Annotated in this window: 20 protein-coding genes; 9 read left to right on the top strand and 11 right to left on the bottom strand. The window is 69.9% G+C overall.

The genetic code is table 11. The features are described 5' to 3' along the window. The first annotated feature begins 66 nt into the window (after nt 1-66). From ABZ880_RS32385 to ABZ880_RS32395, 3 genes are read left to right on the top strand one after another with little or no spacing between them, the layout of a single operon-like run. Entirely contained in the window at nt 67-1020 is a 954-nt protein-coding gene (locus tag ABZ880_RS32385; RefSeq protein ID WP_361270063.1) for an AraC family transcriptional regulator, read from the top strand. Beyond that, nucleotides 933-1679 (top strand): AzlC family ABC transporter permease, encoded by a 747-nt coding sequence (locus tag ABZ880_RS32390; protein WP_361270065.1) that lies wholly within the window; start codon nt 933-935, stop codon nt 1677-1679. Before ABZ880_RS32385 ends, ABZ880_RS32390 begins: the two co-directional genes overlap by 88 nt. Next, nucleotides 1676-1984 carry an AzlD domain-containing protein gene (locus ABZ880_RS32395; RefSeq protein ID WP_361270068.1) on the top strand — a complete coding sequence of 103 codons (309 nt, stop codon included), beginning with the start codon at nt 1676-1678 and terminating at the stop codon, nt 1982-1984. The genes ABZ880_RS32390 and ABZ880_RS32395 overlap by 4 nt, the downstream gene beginning before the upstream one ends. A gap of 13 nt (nt 1985-1997) precedes the next feature. Here the strand turns inward: ABZ880_RS32395 and ABZ880_RS32400 are convergent, their stop codons facing one another. Further along, nucleotides 1998-2972: a hypothetical protein gene (locus tag ABZ880_RS32400; RefSeq protein ID WP_361270070.1), complete on the bottom strand. Its 975-nt coding sequence runs from the start codon at nt 2970-2972 to the stop codon at nt 1998-2000. Nucleotides 2973-3052: 80 nt separating this feature from the next. Here ABZ880_RS32400 and ABZ880_RS32405 point away from each other — a divergent pair, with 80 nt between their 5' ends. Together ABZ880_RS32405 and ABZ880_RS32410 are read left to right on the top strand one after the other, a co-directional pair. Continuing rightward, nucleotides 3053-3247, top strand: coding sequence for a DUF3046 domain-containing protein (locus ABZ880_RS32405; RefSeq protein WP_361270072.1), 195 nt, complete (start codon nt 3053-3055; stop codon nt 3245-3247). A gap of 60 nt (nt 3248-3307) precedes the next feature. Further along, on the top strand, nt 3308-4603 hold the full coding sequence (locus ABZ880_RS32410; RefSeq protein WP_361270075.1) for an AI-2E family transporter: 1296 nt from the start codon (nt 3308-3310) through the stop codon (nt 4601-4603). A gap of 32 nt (nt 4604-4635) precedes the next feature. Here ABZ880_RS32410 and ABZ880_RS32415 read toward each other — a convergent pair whose 3' ends face one another. Beyond that, the gene (locus ABZ880_RS32415; protein WP_361270077.1) at nt 4636-5436 is read right to left on the bottom strand and encodes a hypothetical protein; all 801 of its coding nucleotides are present in this window, start codon (nt 5434-5436) and stop codon (nt 4636-4638) included. A 338-nt stretch (nt 5437-5774) separates the two neighbouring features. On the opposite strand from ABZ880_RS32415, the gene recA reads away from it, so the two are divergent. Both recA and recX read left to right on the top strand, forming a co-directional pair. Next, nucleotides 5775-6902, top strand: coding sequence for a recombinase RecA (gene recA / locus ABZ880_RS32420; RefSeq protein WP_361270079.1), 1128 nt, complete (start codon nt 5775-5777; stop codon nt 6900-6902). 3 nt (nt 6903-6905) lie between these two features. Then, entirely contained in the window at nt 6906-7802 is an 897-nt protein-coding gene (gene recX, locus ABZ880_RS32425; protein ID WP_361270082.1) for a recombination regulator RecX, read from the top strand. A 72-nt stretch (nt 7803-7874) separates the two neighbouring features. Here the strand turns inward: recX and ABZ880_RS32430 are convergent, their stop codons facing one another. The 8 genes from ABZ880_RS32430 to ABZ880_RS32465 all read right to left on the bottom strand — a co-directional run bounded on the left by ABZ880_RS32430 (nt 7875) and on the right by ABZ880_RS32465 (nt 14264). Continuing rightward, on the bottom strand, nt 7875-8276 hold the full coding sequence (locus tag ABZ880_RS32430; protein ID WP_361270085.1) for a rhodanese-like domain-containing protein: 402 nt from the start codon (nt 8274-8276) through the stop codon (nt 7875-7877). Continuing rightward, nucleotides 8273-8800, bottom strand: coding sequence for a cysteine dioxygenase (locus ABZ880_RS32435; RefSeq protein WP_361270087.1), 528 nt, complete (start codon nt 8798-8800; stop codon nt 8273-8275). Before ABZ880_RS32435 ends, ABZ880_RS32430 begins: the two co-directional genes overlap by 4 nt. A gap of 77 nt (nt 8801-8877) precedes the next feature. After that, the gene (locus ABZ880_RS32440) at nt 8878-8964 is read right to left on the bottom strand and encodes a putative leader peptide (RefSeq protein WP_310875732.1); all 87 of its coding nucleotides are present in this window, start codon (nt 8962-8964) and stop codon (nt 8878-8880) included. Nucleotides 8965-9042: 78 nt separating this feature from the next. Then, nucleotides 9043-10647 (bottom strand): FAD-dependent monooxygenase, encoded by a 1605-nt coding sequence (locus ABZ880_RS32445; RefSeq protein WP_361270090.1) that lies wholly within the window; start codon nt 10645-10647, stop codon nt 9043-9045. 286 nt (nt 10648-10933) lie between these two features. Beyond that, nucleotides 10934-11842 carry an amino acid ABC transporter permease gene (locus ABZ880_RS32450; RefSeq protein WP_361270093.1) on the bottom strand — a complete coding sequence of 303 codons (909 nt, stop codon included), beginning with the start codon at nt 11840-11842 and terminating at the stop codon, nt 10934-10936. Next, the gene (locus ABZ880_RS32455; RefSeq protein ID WP_361270095.1) at nt 11839-12507 is read right to left on the bottom strand and encodes an amino acid ABC transporter permease; all 669 of its coding nucleotides are present in this window, start codon (nt 12505-12507) and stop codon (nt 11839-11841) included. Before ABZ880_RS32455 ends, ABZ880_RS32450 begins: the two co-directional genes overlap by 4 nt. A 75-nt stretch (nt 12508-12582) precedes the next feature. Beyond that, nucleotides 12583-13428 carry a glutamate ABC transporter substrate-binding protein gene (locus ABZ880_RS32460; protein WP_361270097.1) on the bottom strand — a complete coding sequence of 282 codons (846 nt, stop codon included), beginning with the start codon at nt 13426-13428 and terminating at the stop codon, nt 12583-12585. 59 nt (nt 13429-13487) lie between these two features. Beyond that, nucleotides 13488-14264, bottom strand: a complete 777-nt coding sequence (locus tag ABZ880_RS32465; RefSeq protein WP_361270100.1) for an amino acid ABC transporter ATP-binding protein — start codon at nt 14262-14264, stop codon at nt 13488-13490. A gap of 286 nt (nt 14265-14550) precedes the next feature. Here ABZ880_RS32465 and ABZ880_RS32470 point away from each other — a divergent pair, with 286 nt between their 5' ends. Both ABZ880_RS32470 and ABZ880_RS32475 read left to right on the top strand, forming a co-directional pair. Beyond that, nucleotides 14551-15237 (top strand): response regulator transcription factor, encoded by a 687-nt coding sequence (locus tag ABZ880_RS32470; protein WP_361270103.1) that lies wholly within the window; start codon nt 14551-14553, stop codon nt 15235-15237. Between the two features lie 9 nt (nt 15238-15246). Continuing rightward, entirely contained in the window at nt 15247-16650 is a 1404-nt protein-coding gene (locus tag ABZ880_RS32475) for a HAMP domain-containing sensor histidine kinase (protein WP_361270105.1), read from the top strand. On the opposite strand, the gene ABZ880_RS32480 is transcribed toward ABZ880_RS32475, so the two are convergent. Then, the gene (locus tag ABZ880_RS32480) at nt 16640-17641 is read right to left on the bottom strand and encodes a TAXI family TRAP transporter solute-binding subunit (RefSeq protein WP_361270108.1); all 1002 of its coding nucleotides are present in this window, start codon (nt 17639-17641) and stop codon (nt 16640-16642) included. The genes ABZ880_RS32475 and ABZ880_RS32480 overlap by 11 nt on opposite strands. Nucleotides 17642-17647: the final 6 nt, after the last annotated feature.

A 17647-nucleotide genomic window follows, 5' to 3' on the forward strand; every position in this document is an offset into this window, starting at 1 on the left:
GCTGCGGGTGGGTTCGGGGCGCGCGGGCCGAGGCTGCCTTGCGCCGGCCTGGCGGAGAATGGGGGCATGGCGGGTTCGGGGAAGGAGTTGGCGCGGCATTGGCAGTACGCCGAGCTGCCCGGGGTCGATCTGCTGCGCGCCCGGTACATCCGCAAGGAGTTCGTGCGGCACACGCACGAGAACTTCGTCATCGCCGCCATCGCGGACGGAGTCGAGGTCTTTCACCATCGCGGGGCCGATCAGTACGCCGGGGCCGGGGCGCTCGCTCTGGTCAATCCCGATACGCCGCACACGGGACGGGCCGGTGTGCCCGAGGGGTGGCGGTACGGGGCCGTGTATCCGTCGCCCGAGGTGGTCGGCGAGATCGCGGCCGAGACCACGCTCATTCGTGGGACGCCGGGGTTCGTCAGTCCGGTGCTCGACGATCCGTACACCGTGCGGCTCGTGCATCGGGTGCTGCGGGCCGCGGACGACGGCAATGCGCTGGCCGCCGACACGCTGCTGCGCATCGCAGTGACGAGGCTGCTGCGGCTCAATGGCGGGCCGTTGCCGCAGCGCGAGGTGCGGACGGCGGGTGCCCGGATCGCGGCACGCGCGCGTGCCGTGCTGGAGGAGCGGCTGGCCGAGCCGCCGACCCTGGAGAGGCTCGCGGCCGATCTCGGCACCAGTCCGTTCGCGTTGCTGCGGGCGTTCCGGGACGCCTACGGGATGCCGCCCCACGCCTGGCTGACGGACGCACGGGTGCGGCATGCGCGGCGGCTGCTCGATGCCGGTACGGCGCCCGCGGAGGCCGCTGTCGCCGTCGGGTTCACCGACCAGCCGCACCTGAACCGGCACTTCACCCGGATCGTCGGAGTGCCCCCGGGTGCGTACCGGCGTGAGCGCAAGAACGTACAAGACGCGCGAGGACGGCTGCTCCTACCGTCCGAGGCGTGGCAGAACAGACAGCTCTCGCAGACACACGTCCCGAAGACGGAGGGAAACCGGACGCCGCCGTCGTACGGGACGCCCTCGGAGTAGGCGTCGCCGTAGGACTGTCCGGCTTCGCCTTCGGGGTGACCTCGGCCGGCAGCGGGCTCACGCTGCTGCAGACCTGCGCACTCAGCCTCCTGGTGTTCACCGGCGCCTCCCAGTTCGCGCTCGTGGGGGCGCTCGCGGCCGGGGGCAACCCGCTCACGGCGGCCGCCGGCGCCTTCTTCCTGGGCGTGCGCAACGCCTTCTACGGGCTGCGCCTGTCACAGTTGCTGGCCCTCCCGCGCGCGGTGCGGCCGTTCGCCGCCCAGTGGGTCATCGACGAGACGACCGCTGTCACGCTGGCGCAGCCCACGCGGCGCAGTGCGCGGATCGGGTTCGCCGTCACCGGGCTCAGCCTGTACGTGCTGTGGAACCTCACCACGCTGCTCGGCGCACTGGGCGCGAGCGCCATCGGGGACACGGATGCCTGGGGTCTCGACGCCGCCGGGCCCGCGGTCTTCCTGGCGCTGCTCGCGCCGATGCTGAAGACCACCACCGAGCGCGTCGTGGCCGGCCTGGCCGTCGTCCTGGGGCTCGGCCTGCTGCCCGTGCTGCCCGCCGGTGTGCCCGTCCTGGTGGCCGCGCTCGCTGCGCCTGCCGTCCTCTGGCTGCAGGGCCGCCGCGGGGGCACTTCACGCAACGACCCGGAAGAGGAAGCCCGTTGAACACCTGGATCGCGATCGGTGCGACCGCCCTCGGCTGCTACGTCGTCAAGCTCACCGGTCTGCTCGTGCCCGCGGGCGCCCTCGAGAGGCCGCTCGTCAAGCGTCTGGCCGCTCTCCTGCCCGTGGCTCTCCTCGCCGCGCTCACGGCCCAGCAGACCTTCGCCGACGGGCACACCCTGGTGCTCGACGCACGGGTCGCGGGGCTCGCCGCGGCCGCCCTCGCGCTGCTCCTGCGCGCCCCGTTCCTGCTCGTCGTGGCGGCGGCCGTGATCGTGACCGCCGGGGTGCGGGCCATGGGCGGATGACCGCACCCTGGGGTCAGCCGATGGAGCGGCCGTACGCCCTGAGGGTGCACAGTGCCTCGATGGTCACCAGGGGGCGAGCCTCGAGGGCGATGCCGGGTGCCCACTGGCGCTGGGGGTACCGCCCACGCGTCAAGCAATGGGGGAGGATCGGCCAGCCGCCGTCCTCCTCCTGCGCGGCCGCGAGGAAGTCCAGGGAGCGGGTCATCTCGTCGTCCGTGAACCACGCGCGCGCGAGTGAGCTCGGCGTCTTGGCGTAGTCGTGCGGGAAATGCTGCTCGCCGGGCGCGTAACCGGGCGCGACCGGACAGGCGTCGAGGTGGTCCGGGTCCAGAGCCGCGAGCCGGTGTGCGCGCACCAGGCGGCCGAGGCGATCGGCGGCGGCCTCCGCGCGCGGGCGGTCGGGAGCGAAGTCCAGGAACGCCACGGCGGCCTCGATCTCGTAGGGGTGGGACTTCTCCAGTGATTCCACCGCCTGCCAGCAGAAGTCCGTGGCCCTGAACAACCAGGCGTGCCACACCTCGTTGCGGTGCAGCAGGCCCACCACCGGCCCCGTGGCGAGGAGCTCGCTCGGCGGCTCGTCCACGATCGGGATGAACGGGGCCGCCGGATAGCCGCGCTGGCTGGGAAGGATCGCCGGCAGCGCGCCGTCCGCCGTGGACACGGCGGTCAGATAGCGGCACACGCGCTCCACACGCTGTCCCCCGCAGCGCCCGATGGAGTCGAGGACGCGCAGCGCGTGCCCGGTGTGCAGCGGCTGGCTGACCGGGCCGCGCAGATCGGGCTCCAGCGCATGGCCGTACCCCCCGTCCTCGTTGCGGTAGGCGTCCAGCGCGGTCTCCACGGGGTCGGCGCTCCCGTTCAGGAAGTGGTGCGCGAAGAGGCGCTGCTCCAGCACGCGCGCGGTGAGCCACACGAAGTGCTCGGCGCGAAAGAGCGGGGAGCGCACCTGGGGCGTGGCAGGGAGTGGGGAAGCTCCTGTTTCGGACATGCGTCAGACCGTAGGGCGGAAAGCGGTCTCGGCAAGGGGCCCCGGCCCAGGCCCACCCCCAGGAGCGGGATACTGGATGCATGCGGTTGACGGTCTTCTGGCAGCGGATGGCGGATCACTTCGGTTCCGGATACGCCGACACCTTCGCGCGCGACCACGTGATGGCGGAGCTCGGCGGTCTCACGGTGCACGGCGCACTGCAGGCCGGCTGGGATGCCAAAGACGTATGGCGCGTGGTCTGCACAGTCATGGACGTTCCGGGGGAGAAGCGCTGATCGGTCACGAAGATCGCAGGGCGGTAGTTGATTGTCAGACCAGTGGGCGAGACTTGATCCGTGGCACCCACTGACGAGACCGGGCAGACGGCCCAGCAGGCATCTCCGTTCGGCACGACGCCGCCCGACCGGCCCCCGGCCGACGGCGCCGCCTCGCGGGGCGCCCGTATGCCCCGCTGGCTGCCGCGGGCCGTGGTGCTCGTGCTCGGCCTCTATGCCGCCTTCCAGCTGGGCACATGGGCCTTCCACCAGCTCACCGGCCTGCTGATCAACATCCTGATCGCGTTCTTCCTGGCCCTCGCCATCGAGCCCGCGGTGAGCTGGATGGCCTCGCGCGGGATACGCAGAGGGCTGGCCACCGGCATCGTCTTCCTCGCCGTCATGATCCTCGCGGCGGGTTTCGTCACGCTGCTCGGCTCCATGCTGGCGGGCCAGATCATCAAGATCGTCGAGGACTTCCCGAACTACCTCGACTCCGTCATCAACTGGATCAACACCCACTTCCACACCGACCTGAAGCGCGTGGACGTCCAGGAGGGCCTGCTCCGCTCCGACTGGCTGCGCAACTACGTGCAGAACAGCGCCACCGGCGTACTGGACGTGTCCGCCCAGGTCATCGGCGGTCTCTTCCAGCTGCTGACGATCACGCTGTTCTCGTTCTACTTCGCCGCGGACGGCCCACGGCTGCGCCGCGCGATCTGCTCCGTACTGCCGCCCGCGCGACAGGCCGAGGTGCTGCGCGCATGGGAGATCGCCGTCAACAAGACCGGCGGTTACATCTACTCGCGTGGCCTGATGGCGCTCATCTCCGGCATAGCGCACTACATCCTGCTGCAGATCCTGGGCGTGCCCTACGCGCCCGTGCTCGGCGTCTGGGTGGGCCTGGTCTCGCAGTTCATCCCGACCATCGGGACGTATCTCGCGGGCGCCCTTCCCATGCTGATCGCCTTCACCGTCGATCCCTGGTACGCGCTGTGGGTGCTGATCTTCGTGGTGGTCTACCAGCAGTTCGAGAACTACATGCTGCAGCCTAAGCTGACCGCGAAGACCGTCGACATCCATCCCGCCGTCGCCTTCGGTTCGGTCATCGCCGGTACGGCGCTCCTCGGTGCCGTCGGCGCGCTGATCGCCATCCCGGCGGTCGCCACGCTGCAGGCCTTCCTGGGGGCGTATGTGAAGCGGTACGCGGTCACGGACGACCCCCGCGTCCACGGCCACCGGAGAGGCGGATCAGGGAGCGGCCTGTTCACGCGCGCCAGACAGCTGTGGGCACCGCGACAGGAGGCCGAACCGGCAGACCTGACCGAGCGGCAGGAGTCCGGGGACGGCTCCTCCCGAGGGACTGCGGAGGCGTAAGAGAGCGGGACGGGACGAGCGCGCGCGAACGCTCAGTACGTGAGGACGGCCCAGACCCCGGCGCCGATGACGGCGACCACGTAGCAGCCGGTCGCCGCGAGCACGATGTGCCGCCGGGCCGGCTCGCTCCAGGACGTGCGGGACAGCAGCCAGGCCAGCAGGGGCAGGACCAGCACGGCATGCAGGCTGACGCCGTGCAGCGGCTTGAGCGGGGCCGTCGAGTGGTACGCAGCCTCCTGGTGCCCGGTACGGGTGAGCACGACACCGCGCGCGATCATCGCGGCGCCCGAAGCGAGCGCGACGAGCAGGATCGCGAAACCTGAACGCACTGCGAGCGCCATCCCCGCCGGGCCCGTGGGCCGGTACCGGAACGAGGCGACCGCGAACACGGTGAGCAGCACCACGAGGACGCCCCCGCCCACCGCGAGCGTCATGGACACCGCGGTGTCGAAGGGCGTCTCCATGTCGAGGTGCGAGGGCACCCGCCGCCAGGCCTGAAGCGTGATGCCGCCGACCTCCACGACACAGTCGGCGGCGAACACGGCGAGCAGCAGGGAGCGCAGCCGCGGACTGACGCGCAGATACGACGTGACCCAGGTGACCGCGATCAGCGTCACCCCGAAGGACAGCCCGAACGTCACGGGCTTGCGCCAGGAGACGGGACCGTCCCACGGGCCGCCGTCGACGGCGAACACCACCAGGTGCACGAGGCCGGAGAGAACGAGGAGGAGACCGGTCGCACGGCAGAGGCGGTCCACCACCGACAGCTTGCTGAGCGCAGCTCGGAAGCGAAGGGGGTGGTGGCCGCCTCGCGCGTTTCTCTCGTCATTCATGGACAGAGCATCGCGGGGACACCGTGCGTCGTCGTCGTACGACCGGAGACAGCGGTCGTACGACGTGGGAAGCAGCGGAAGCCGTGGGCAGCGCGCGGACGCCCCGTGAAGGAGCCGGACGTAGTCTCGGAGGTGCCGCGTGGTGCGCTTGACACCAAAATCGAACATCCATTCTCATGGAGGTTCCGGCAAGGCTCACGACGGGTAATTCGACCCGTTTTTGACGGATAGATACCCGAGTTATCCACAGGCAGGACGGGCGTCGGGGCGCATTGTCAGTGGCAGGCGTTAGCGTCTTTGACGTGAAGCGATCGACTCAAGCAAACCGGGTGGAACCCATGGCAGGAACCGACCGCGAGAAGGCCCTGGATGCCGCGCTCGCACAGATTGAACGGCAATTCGGCAAGGGCGCGGTCATGCGCATGGGCGAGCGGCCGAACGAGCCCATCGAGGTCATCCCCACAGGGTCGACCGCACTCGACGTCGCACTCGGCGTGGGCGGCATCCCGCGCGGCCGAGTGGTGGAGGTGTACGGACCGGAGTCCTCCGGCAAGACGACCCTGACGCTGCACGCGGTGGCGAACGCGCAGCGGGCCGGAGGCCAGGTGGCCTTCGTGGACGCGGAGCACGCCCTCGACCCCGAGTATGCGCGGAAGCTCGGCGTCGACGTCGACAACCTGATCCTGTCCCAGCCGGACAACGGCGAGCAGGCTCTGGAAATCGTGGACATGCTGGTCCGCTCCGGCGCCCTCGACCTGATCGTCATCGACTCCGTCGCCGCGCTCGTCCCGCGCGCGGAGATCGAGGGCGAGATGGGCGACAGCCACGTCGGTCTGCAGGCCCGTCTGATGAGCCAGGCGCTGCGGAAGATCACCAGTGCGCTCAACCAGTCCAAGACCACCGCGATCTTCATCAACCAGCTCCGCGAGAAGATCGGCGTGATGTTCGGCTCCCCGGAGACCACGACCGGTGGCCGGGCGCTGAAGTTCTACGCCTCGGTGCGCATGGACATCCGCCGCATCGAGACCCTGAAGGACGGCACCGACGCGGTCGGCAACCGCACCCGGGTCAAGGTCGTCAAGAACAAGGTCGCGCCGCCCTTCAAGCAGGCCGAGTTCGACATCCTCTACGGCCAGGGCATCAGCCGTGAGGGCGGCCTGATCGACATGGGCGTGGAGCACGGCTTCGTCCGCAAGGCCGGCGCCTGGTACACGTACGAGGGCGACCAGCTGGGCCAGGGCAAGGAGAACGCGCGCAACTTCCTGAAGGACAACCCCGACCTGGCCAACGAGATCGAGAAGAAGATCAAGGAGAAGCTGGGCGTCGGCGTGCGGCCGGAGGAGCCGACCGCGGAGCCGGGCAAGGACGCCGCGGCTGTCTCCGCCACCGCGGACGACGCCGCGAAGACGGTGCCCGCCCCGGCGGCCAAGGCGACCAAGGCCAAGGCCCCGGCCGCCAAGAGCTAGCCCATGACACGGCGAACCGACTGGGCCGAGTACGCCTACCCGGACCCTCCGCACGGGCGGGACGGGACAAGCGACGGGGGTTCTGCCGGGCCGGGCGGCGATGCGTACGGGGACGATGCGGGGCACGGCGCGGACGGGGGACACGGCCGCGCGGCGGCGCGCGGCACGAGGAGCTCGTACGGCACGGGGGGGTCGTACGGCGACGGGCCGGGCGCCGCAGAGTGGCCGGACGACGGGGCGCCGGACGGCTTCGGCGCCTCCGGTGGCGGCTCACGCCGTGGAGGCGGAGCCCGTGGTGCGGGCGGCTCCCGCGGGCGTCGGCAGCGGCGCCGCGGGGAGTCGTTCGGTGCGGACGGGGGCTCCTCCTCCTCGTCGAGGGCCGAGCAGGAGGAGTCTCCAGGGGATCCGGTGGAGCGGGCGCGGGCGATCTGTCTGCGCCTGCTCACCGGGACCCCGCGCACGCGCAAGCAACTTGCCGACGCGCTGCGCAAGCGGGAGATCCCGGACGACGCCGCCGAGGAGGTGCTGTCGCGGTTCGAGGAGGTCGGGCTGATCAACGACAGCGCGTTCGCGGACGCCTGGGTGGAGTCCAGGCACCACGGCCGGGGCCTGGCCCGGCGTGCGCTCGCCCAGGAGCTGCGGACCAAGGGCGTCGACTCCACGTTGATCGACGAGGCCGTCTCGCAGCTCGACTCTGAGCAGGAGGAGGCGACCGCGCGCGAGCTCGTCGCTCGCAAGCTGCGCTCCACACGCGGCCTGGACCGCGACAAGCGCCTGCGCCGCCTCGCCGGCATGCTGGCCCGCAAGGGCTACTCCGAGGGCATGGCCCTGCGGGTGGTTCGGCAGGCGCTGGAGAAGGAGGGCGAGGACACGGAATTCCTCGGGGACGAGGGGTTCTGACGGACCGTCGGGTGTCTTCGAGGAGCAACCGCCGGCCTCGGAGCAGACCGCCAACCGCACGAGCGTCGCTCCCTAGGACGTAACCGGCAGCCCCGAAGCCTTCCACGCCTGGAACCCGCCGACCAGGTCGGTCGCATGTCGTAGCCCCAACTGGTGCAGGGACAATGCCGCGAGGCTCGACGCGTAGCCCTCGTTGCAGATCACCACCACTCGCAGGTCATGGCTCGTGGCCTCTGGCGCACGGTGGCTGCCCTGCGGGTCGAGGCGCCACTCCAGCTCGTTGCGCTCGACGACGAGGGCGCCGGGGATCAGGCCGTCCCGTTCGCGCAGGGCGGCGTAACGGATGTCCACCAGCAGCGCCCCGCCGGTCCGGGCGGCGTCGTACGCCTCCTTCGGCTCGATCCGCTCGTAGCCCGCGCGGACCCGCTCCAGCAACTCGTCGATGCCGACGGGCAGTTCGCCGGGGCCGCTCACTGCCAGTCCTCCGGGCGCTCCACCTGCTCCAGGCGCAGGACCTGACCCACACGGCTGTAGCGGCGGATCTGCGGCAGCGGCGGGTAGTAGGCGTGGACGGAGATCGCGTGCCGGTCGGTGGACTCATTGAGCACCTCGTGGACATGGTGCCGGCCGAAGGCGCGTCCCTTGCCGGCCGGCAGTTGCCGTTCCCGGTCCACGCCGTCGGTGAGTTCCAGGGTCTTCCAGCCGTCGGCGGGCAGCCGGACGGCGAGCGAGTACTCCTTGAGCTCGCCGGCCGCCGTCACGAAGGCGCCCACGGACTCGGCGTGATCGTGCCAGCCGGTTCCCGTGCCGGGCGGCCAGCCGATCAGCCACGCTTCACTGCCGCCGGGTCCCTCCAGGCGCACCCAGGTGCGGCCTTCGGGGTCGAGCGGGAGTGAGGCGATCAGCTCGGCGTCGGCGGCCGTACGCCGTACGAAGTCGAGGAGGTCCGCCTGCGTCGGAGCCTGGGCAGGTGCGGAGACAGAGGGAGAGACAGACACGGGCACCGTCCTGAAGAGCGTTCGCGGAGAGCGCGCGACAGCTCAGGGCGGCGCGCGCAGGTGAGAGAGATGCGAATTCAGCAGGACGGGCGACACACGCAGCCCGCATAGCGGATGAGGTCCATATGGACCCTCCGCCACAGGCGCACACAGGTGTCGGTCACGATCCGGAGTACACCATGAGGGGGCAGAAGGGTCAACTCACCGTCACTATGTGGACCGCACAGTGACGGTGAGTACGGTCACTTCGCAGCCGAGCCGGCCGTGGCCTCCGCCTTCGCCGGTCCACCCAGCGCTGCCTCCGCCGCCGCGTACAGGTCTGCCGGCCGCACTCCGCCGAGGGCCGCGACGAGGTGTCCGTCGGGCCGGATCAGCAGCACGGTGTGGGCAGCCGCTCCTGGGTAACTCTCCGCGACCAATAGCTCTGCGGGATGCGGCAGCGCCGCCACGGCAGCCGCCAGCCGGGGCATGATCCCCGCGGTCGCCCAGTGCTTGCGGTCCCACACACCCGTGCCCGGTGCGACCAGCAACACCAGCAGCGCACCGCGCCCGAGCCGGTCCCGCAGCCGTACGAAGGAACCGTCCTCGGCGGTTACCCGCACATCGCTGACCATCGCCCCCGGCTCGGTGCTCACCGGCACCTCGCCCTCGAGGTGCCGGGGTGCGAGCGGCGAGAGGGCGTACGCACCCGGAGCGCCGAGCACTCCGCGCCCCAGGTGACCGTCCGTGAGCAGCGCGTCGTGGCCCCGGGCGGAACCGGGGACGTACGCGCGCAGCCCTCCGCCGCCGCGCAGCAGCGGCAGCGCCTGGTCGGCGGCGCGCAGCCGGGCGGCCACCACCGCGCGCCGCTCCGCCTGGTAGCTGTCGAGCAGCGCCTCGTGCCGCCCGTGATGCCAGGCCAGCGCCAGCTTCCAGGCGAGGTTCTCGGCGTCCCTGAGTCCCTCGTCGAGCCCCTGTGTGCCGAGCGCGCCGAGCAGGTGCGCCGCGTCCCCGGCGAGGAAGACCCGTCCGACCCGCCACCGGCGGGCCAGGCGGTGGTGGACCGTGTGGACTCCGGTGTCGAGGAGTTCGTACGGCGGTGTGGGCCCGCCGGTCCAGCCGGCGAGCGTCTCCCGGACGCGCGCCAGCAGCAGCTCGGGCGTGACCAGGTCCTTGCCCGGCGGCAGCAGCCAGTCCACGCGCCACACACCGTCCGGGAGGGGGCGGGCGGTCACCTCCACGGCCGAGGGCCCGGACGTCCGCCACGGCGGCATCCGATGGAGCAACGCTTCGTCGGTCCACGGAAGTTCCGCGCGCAGCGAGGCAACGGCGTGTCGCTCCACCGCCGTACGGCCGGGGAAGCGGATGTCCTGGAGTTTGCGCACGGTCGACCGCGGGCCGTCGCAGCCGACCAGGTAACTGCCGCGCCACCACGTGCCGTTGGGGCCGCGGGTGTGGGCGGTGACGCCGGAGGGTTCCTGCTCGATCGTGTCGAGGCGGCTGTCGACGGCGACCTTGACGAGCCGCTCGCCGGCCAGGGACTCGCGCAGGGCGCCGGTCAGGACGTGCTGGGCGATGTGCAGGGGCGCGGGCTCGGTGTCGTCGCCGAATGTGACCTCGCGTATCACCTGCTTGCGCCGCAGTGCCCGCCATCCGGCCCAGTGCGCACCCTCCCGCGCCAGGGGCACACCGCTGAGCCGCTCCATGAGGGCGGCGGTGTCCTCCCGCAGGACGACGGTGCGCGCCAGGCGCGGTTCCTCCTTGCCGGGGCCCTCGTCCAGCACGACGGAAGGCACTTCCTGACGCGCCAGCGCCAGGGCGAGCGTGAGCCCGACGGGCCCCGCTCCGACGATGATCACCGGGTCCACGGCGCGGCGCCCCCTGCCCGCGGCGGTGTCCTGACGGACGTATGTGAACAGGAAGTTGGAGCAGGGTGCACGATCACAGAACGTATGCAACCCATTGCCGGTGCTTGCGTCAAGTGACGGGCTCGGTGGCGGCCGGGGCGTGGTCCCCGGGGCGTTGACCTTGCTCCTCCGTGCCGGCACCTGCCTGCATTGAGCGGCCGTGTCGAACAGCCGCGAGGGGTGGCGCCATCATGTGCGCCACCCCTCGTGCGGATTGCGAGCTCGCTCGAAGCTCTGTCCCGAGTGCCTATTCCTTGAGGCCGCTTCCCTGTCCGGGCGCGGCATGCCCAGCCGTCTCGAGGTCCTCGATCATGTCCACTCCGACCACGGCGCCCGTGCTCTTCTTGCTGCGCCTGAGCCTGGCCTCCAGCCAGCTCGCGAAGCTTGTGAGCGAGAAGTTCAGCACGATGAAGATCACGGCGACGACCGTGAAGCTGGCGATGGTGTTGCCGTAGTAGCCGATCATCGTGTTGGCCGACGCGAGCAGCTCGGGGAAGGTGAGGACCGCGCCGCCCAGGGCGGTGTCCTTCACGATCACGACGAGCTGGCTGACGATGGCCGGGAGCATCGCGGTGACCGACTGCGGCAGCAGGATGATCCGCATCACCTGGCCCTTGCGCATGCCGATCGCCACGGCCGCCTCGGACTGGCCCTTGGGCAGGGCCAGGATGCCGGCCCGGACGATCTCCGCGAGGACCGCGGCGTTGTACAGCACGAGGCCGGTGACGACCGCGTACAGCGGGCGGTCGTCCGAACTGACGTTGGTGTAGTTGGCGTACAGGGCCTGCCCGAAGATCATCAGGACCAGCACGGGGATGGCCCGGAAGAACTCCACCACCACCCCGGCCGGTACACGGACCCAGGCATGGTCGGAGAGCCGGGCGATGCCCAGGAACGCACCGAGCGGCAGCGCGATGACCATGGCCAGCGCCGCGGCCTTCAACGTGTTCTTCAGACCAGGCCAGATGTACGTGGACCAGGCTTCCGTGCCGGAGAAGAAGGGCTTCCACAGTGCCCACTCGAGCTGGTCCTTGTCGTCGAGGCTGGTGTACACCCACCACACCACTGCCGCGACGGCGACCACGAAGACGCCGGTGAAGAGAACGTTGCGCCGCTTGGCGCGCGGTCCCTGCGCGTCGTAGAGAACGGAACTCATCGCTTCACCGCCACCTTCTTGCCCACCCAGCCGAGGATCAGACCGGTCGGAAGCGTCAGGATCACGAAGCCCAGGGCGAAGACCGCCGCGATCGGGATGAGTTGGGCCTCCTTCTCGACCATCGTCTTCATCAGGGTCGCGGCCTCGGCCACGCCGATCGCGGCGGCCACCGTGGTGTTCTTCGTGAGCGCGATCAGGACGTTGGTCAGCGGGCCTACGGAAGAACGGAACGCCTGCGGCAGTACGACCAGCCGGAGCACCTGGGAGAAGCTGAGGCCGATCGCCCGGGCCGCCTCCGCCTGCCCGACCGGCACCGTGTTGATGCCGGACCGGATCGCCTCGCATACGAACGCCGATGTGTAGGCGACCAGGCCGAGGACGGCGAGCCGGAAGTTGGCCGTGTCGACGATCCCGTGCGCGCCGAGGTCGATGCCCAGGGTGTTGTTGAGGCCCAGCGACGTGAACAGGATGATCACGGTCAACGGAATGTTCCGCACGGTATTCACATAGACGGTGCCGAAACCGCGCATCAGAGGTACCGGGCCGACGCGCATGGCGGCCAGCAGAGTGCCCCAGACCAGGGAACCGACGGCGGCGAGCAGTGTCAGCTGCACCGTCGTCCAGAAGGCCCCCAGTACGTCGTAACCTTCAAGAAAGTCGAACACGATCTCCCGCGCTCCCGCGTGTAGGGATGCCCCGGTGCGCCGCCGCGGAGGACGGCGCACCTGTCAGGCGTTGCTTCAGCTCTTGATGTCGCCGATCGTCGGCGCGGGCTCGTTCTTGTAGTTCGCCGGGCCGAGGTTCTTCTTCACGGCCGCGTCCCAGGACTTGTCGGAGACCATCTCCTCGAGGGCCTTGTTGATCTTGGCCTTGAGGTCGCTGCCCTTCTTGACGCCGATGCCGTAGTTCTCGTTGGTCATCTTGAAGCCGCCCAGCTTGAACTTGCCCTTGTACTGGGCCTGGGAGGCGTAACCGGCGAGGATCGAGTCGTCCGTGGTGAGCGCGTCGATGGCACCGCTCTGCAGACCCGTCAGACAGGCAGAGTAGGTCGGGTACTGCTGCAGCTGGGCCTTGGGCGCCAGCTTGTCCTTCACGTTCTGCGCGGAAGTGGAGCCGGTCACCGAGCACAGCTTCTTGCTGTTGAGGTCCGCCGGCGACTTGATGTCGGTGTTGTCGGCGCGGAGCAGGACGTCCTGGTGGGCCAGCAGGTACGGGCCGGCGAAGTCGACCGACTTCTCGCGCTCCGGGGTGATCGAGTAGGTGGCAGCGATGAAGTCGACGTCGCCGCGCTTCAGCATGGTCTCGCGGTCGGCGCTCTTCGCTTCCTTCCACTCGATCTGGTTCGCGCTGTAACCGAGCTTCTTGGCGACATACGTGGCGACGTCGACGTCGAAGCCGGCGTAGCCCTGCGGGGTCTTCTGGCCGAGGCCCGGCTGGTCGAACTTGATGCCGACGGTGATCTTCTTGTCGCCGCCTCCGGAGGACGAACCGCTGTCCTTGTCGTTGTCGCTGGAACCGCACGCCGTGGCGGCCACGGCGAGGGCGAGTACGGCGGCCGAGGCTGCGGTGACCTTGCGGAGCTTCATGATGAACATCCTTTGGCTGATGAAGAGATGAGGACCGGCAATGGCGGAAGGCGCCGACGTCAGTGGTGAAGGATCTTCGAGAGGAAGTCCTTGGCGCGGTCGCTGCGCGGATTGCTGAAGAACTGGTCGGGCGCAGCCTCCTCGACGATTCGGCCGTCCGCCATGAACACCACGCGGTTTGCAGCCGATCGTGCGAAGCCCATCTCATGGGTGACGACGATCATGGTCATGCCGTCTCGGGCGAGCTGCTGCATGACCTCGAGGACTTCGTTGATCATCTCCGGGTCGAGGGCCGACGTCGGCTCGTCGAAGAGCATGACCTTGGGGTCCATGGCCAGGGCCCGTGCGATGGCGACGCGCTGCTGCTGGCCGCCGGAGAGCTGTGCGGGGTACTTGTCCGCCTGAGTGGCCACGCCGACCCGGTCGAGCAGGGCGCGGGCCTTCTCCTCGGCCTTCTTCTTGTCGGCCTTGCGGACCTTGATCTGGCCCAGCATCACGTTCTCGAGCACGGTCTTGTGCGCGAAGAGGTTGAAGGACTGGAAGACCATTCCGACGTCGGCGCGCAGCCGGGCCAGCTCCTTGCCCTCCTGGGGCAGCGGCTTGCCGTCGATCGAGATCGCGCCCGAGTCGACGGTCTCCAGGCGGTTGATGGTGCGGCACAGGGTGGACTTACCGGACCCGGAGGGCCCGATGACCACGACGACCTCGCCGCGGGCGATCGTCAGATCGATGTCCTGGAGTACGTGCAACGCGCCGAAGTGCTTGTTGACGCTCTTCAGGACGACCAGTTCGCCGGTCGCGGCCACATCTTCCTTGGCCACCGATACTTCGGTCATCGCTATCGGGCTCCGTCCTCCTCGGTTTCGGAGGACAGTAGTAACCCCGTTCCACCAGCGTCATTACATCTGAGGGGAATCTGAGCATCACGATCCGATAGCAATCGGACACGTGTCGTAGCAGTTGCGCGCGGGGACGTATCGGCCGGGTAACTAAAGAGGCGCGCAACCGGAACCCACTTGACGCCGTCCTCGTCCATCAGCGTGACTGCGTTGATGCACACGCGCGTGCACGCGTTTTTGTATCCATCCTGATCGTACGACCGATGAACCGAAGGGGGCCCGGATGAGACTGCTCCTCGTCGAGGACGACAACCATGTCGCCGCCGCTCTCTCAGCGGTTCTGGCGCGGCACGGTTTCGACGTCACGCACGCGCGTAGCGGCGAGGAGGCCCTCCAGGCACTCGTCCCCGAGGGCAACGGCTTCGGTGTCGTCCTGCTCGACCTGGGCCTGCCCGACCAGGACGGCTACGAGGTCTGCGGGAAGATCCGTAAGCGCACCAGCACCCCGGTGATCATGGTCACCGCGCGCTCCGACGTCCGCTCCCGCATCCACGGCCTCAACCTCGGCGCCGACGACTACGTGGTGAAGCCGTACGACACCGGGGAACTGCTCGCCCGGATCCACGCCGTCAGCCGGCGCACCGCCCACGAGGACGCCGACGCGGGCGGCGAGAGTTCGCTGCGCCTCGGCTCCGTACTCATCGAACTGCCCACCCGGCAGGTCAGCGTGGACGGTTCGGTCGTCCAACTGACCCGCAAGGAGTTCGACCTTCTCGCCCTGCTCGCGCAGCGCCCCGGAGTCGTCTTCCGCCGGGAGCAGATCATCAGCGAGGTGTGGCGCACCAGTTGGGAGGGGACCGGACGCACCCTGGAGGTGCATGTCGCTTCCCTGCGCGCCAAGTTGCGCATGCCGGCCCTGATCGAGACCGTACGCGGCGTCGGCTACCGGCTCGTCGCCCCGGCCTCGTAGCGTGCACGGGTGCGTACACGACTTCTTCCGCTGCTCATCGTCCTGATGGCAGCCGTGCTGCTCGCGCTCGGCATCCCGCTCGCCGTCAGTGTGGCCGCGGCCCAGCAGCAGAAGGTGGTCGTCGACCGGATCGACGACACCGCGCGGTTCGCCGCCCTCGCCCAGTTCGTCACCGATGCGTGCAGTTCCACGCGCACGTCCACGGACGAGCGCCTCGAGACCCTCAACAGTGAACTCAACAGCTACTACGGCGTCTACGACATCCGCGCGGGCGTGTTCTGCCGCACCGACATCCCCATGGCGCAGGCGCCGCCGACGTTCTTCCTGCCCGACTCGGGCGTGGTGCGCGAGGCGTTCTCCGAGGCGAAGCTCAGCCGCCGCAGCCACGACCCGAAGCAGGTCTGGCCCTGGCAGCGCAGCCGTCTCGTCGTCGCCTCACCGGTCATCCGGGACGGCGACGTCGTCGCGGTCGTCGTCACCGACTCGCCCACGGGGGCGCTGCGTTCGCGGATCCTGCACGGCTGGCTGGTCATCGGCGTGGGCGAGATCGCCGCGATGCTGCTGGCCGTCGGCGCCGCGCTGCGGTTGACCGGATGGGTGCTCAGGCCCGTACGCGTCCTGGACGCCACGACCCACGCGATCGCGAGCGGCCGTCTGAAGTCCCGGGTGGCGGCTGCCGGCGGTCCACCGGAACTCAGGCGCCTGGCCCACTCGTTCAACGAGATGGCGGACAACGTCGAGGACGTGCTGGAGCAGCAGCGCGCCTTCGTCGCCGACGCCTCGCACCAGCTGCGCAACCCGCTCTCGGCGCTGCTGCTGCGCATCGAACTGCTCGCGCTCGAACTGCCGGAGGACAACGAGGAGATCGCATCGGTCCGCACCGAGGGCAAGCGCCTCGCGGAGGTGCTCGACGACCTGCTCGACCTCGCGCTGGCCGAGCACACCGAGGCCGATCTGCGGATCACCGACATCGGCGCGCTGACCGCCGAGCGCGTCGCGGCCTGGACGCCGACCGCGGAGGCCAAGGGCGTACGGCTGGTGGGCGACTGTCCGCCGACCACCGCCTGGGCCGATCCGGTCACCCTCTCCAGTGCCCTGGACGCGGTGATCGACAACGCGGTCAAGTTCACGCCGGAGGACGAGTGCGTGGAGGTGACGGTCGCGGCCGACGGCGACACCTCGATGGTCGTGGTCAGCGACAACGGCCCCGGACTGACCGACGAGGAGCTCGCCCGGGTCGGCGACCGCTTCTGGCGCAGCGGCCGCCACCAGAACATCAAGGGCTCCGGCCTCGGCCTGTCCATCTCCCGCACCCTGCTCGCGGCGGGCGGCGGCTCGATCTCGTACGGCCACCACGGGACGCACGGGCTGACCGTCACGGTGTCGGTGCCGCGGAACTGCCCTACGGCTTGACGGACCGGTAGTAGCGCCGCGCGCCCTCGTGCAGCGCCAGCGGGTCGGTGTAGATCGCCGTGCGCAGGTCGACGAGCTGTGCGGAGTGGACCTGCGTGCCGATGCCGTCACGGCTCCTGATCACGGTGCGGGTTATCCACTCGGTGAGCCGGGGGTCCATGTCCTTGCGTGTCATCAGCAGGTTGGACACCGCCAGCGTGGGTACGGCGATGCCGTTCTGGATGCTGGGGTAGGCCGACTCCGGCATGTTGGTGGCGCGGTAGTAGCGGGTGGCGCCGCCCTGGTCGTGCAGCTTGGCGACGAGACCGGCGGAGATCGGCACGAACCGGAAGGTGAAGGTCTCGGCGAGCTTCTGCAGGCCCTGCGTCGGCAGCCCGCCCGACCAGAAGAACGCGTCGATCTTGCCTCGTTTCAGCCGGTCCGGGCCTGTGTCGATGCCGTCGGCGAACGGCGTGATCTCCTTCTTCGGGTCGATGCCCGCCGCTTTGAGCACTCGTTCGGCGATCAGCCGCACACCCGAACTCGGCCGTCCTATGGCCACCCGCTTGCCCTTGAGGTCCGCGACGGACTCGATGTCCGAGTCGCGCGGGACGATCAGCTGCACGTAGTCGTCGTACAGCCGGGCGACCCCGCGCAGTTGGTCGGCGCCGGGGTTGTCGGGCCCGAGTTCGTACGTCTCCACCGCATCGGCCGCGGCGATCGTGAAGTCGGCCCCGCCGGTCGCCACGCGCCTGACGTTCTCCTGGGAGCCGTCGCTGGTCCGCAGCGTCACCCTGAGGTCCGGCATGTCCTTGTCGAGCGCACTGCGCAGGAGCTTGCCGTACTGCTGGTACACCCCGGCCTGCGTGCCCGTGCTGAACGTGATCGTCCCGCTCGGCGGGTCCTCGCCCAGGGGCAGCAGCCACCACAGCAGCATCCCGAGGGCGACGAGGCCGGCGGCCGCGCCCTGCAGGACCCGGTTCCTGCCGATCCGGGAGAACACCTTGGACATGCCAGG

Origin of the sequence: Streptomyces sp. NPDC047043 (genome assembly GCF_040644055.1) — a bacterium.
Lineage (GTDB): Bacteria > Actinomycetota > Actinomycetes > Streptomycetales > Streptomycetaceae > Streptomyces.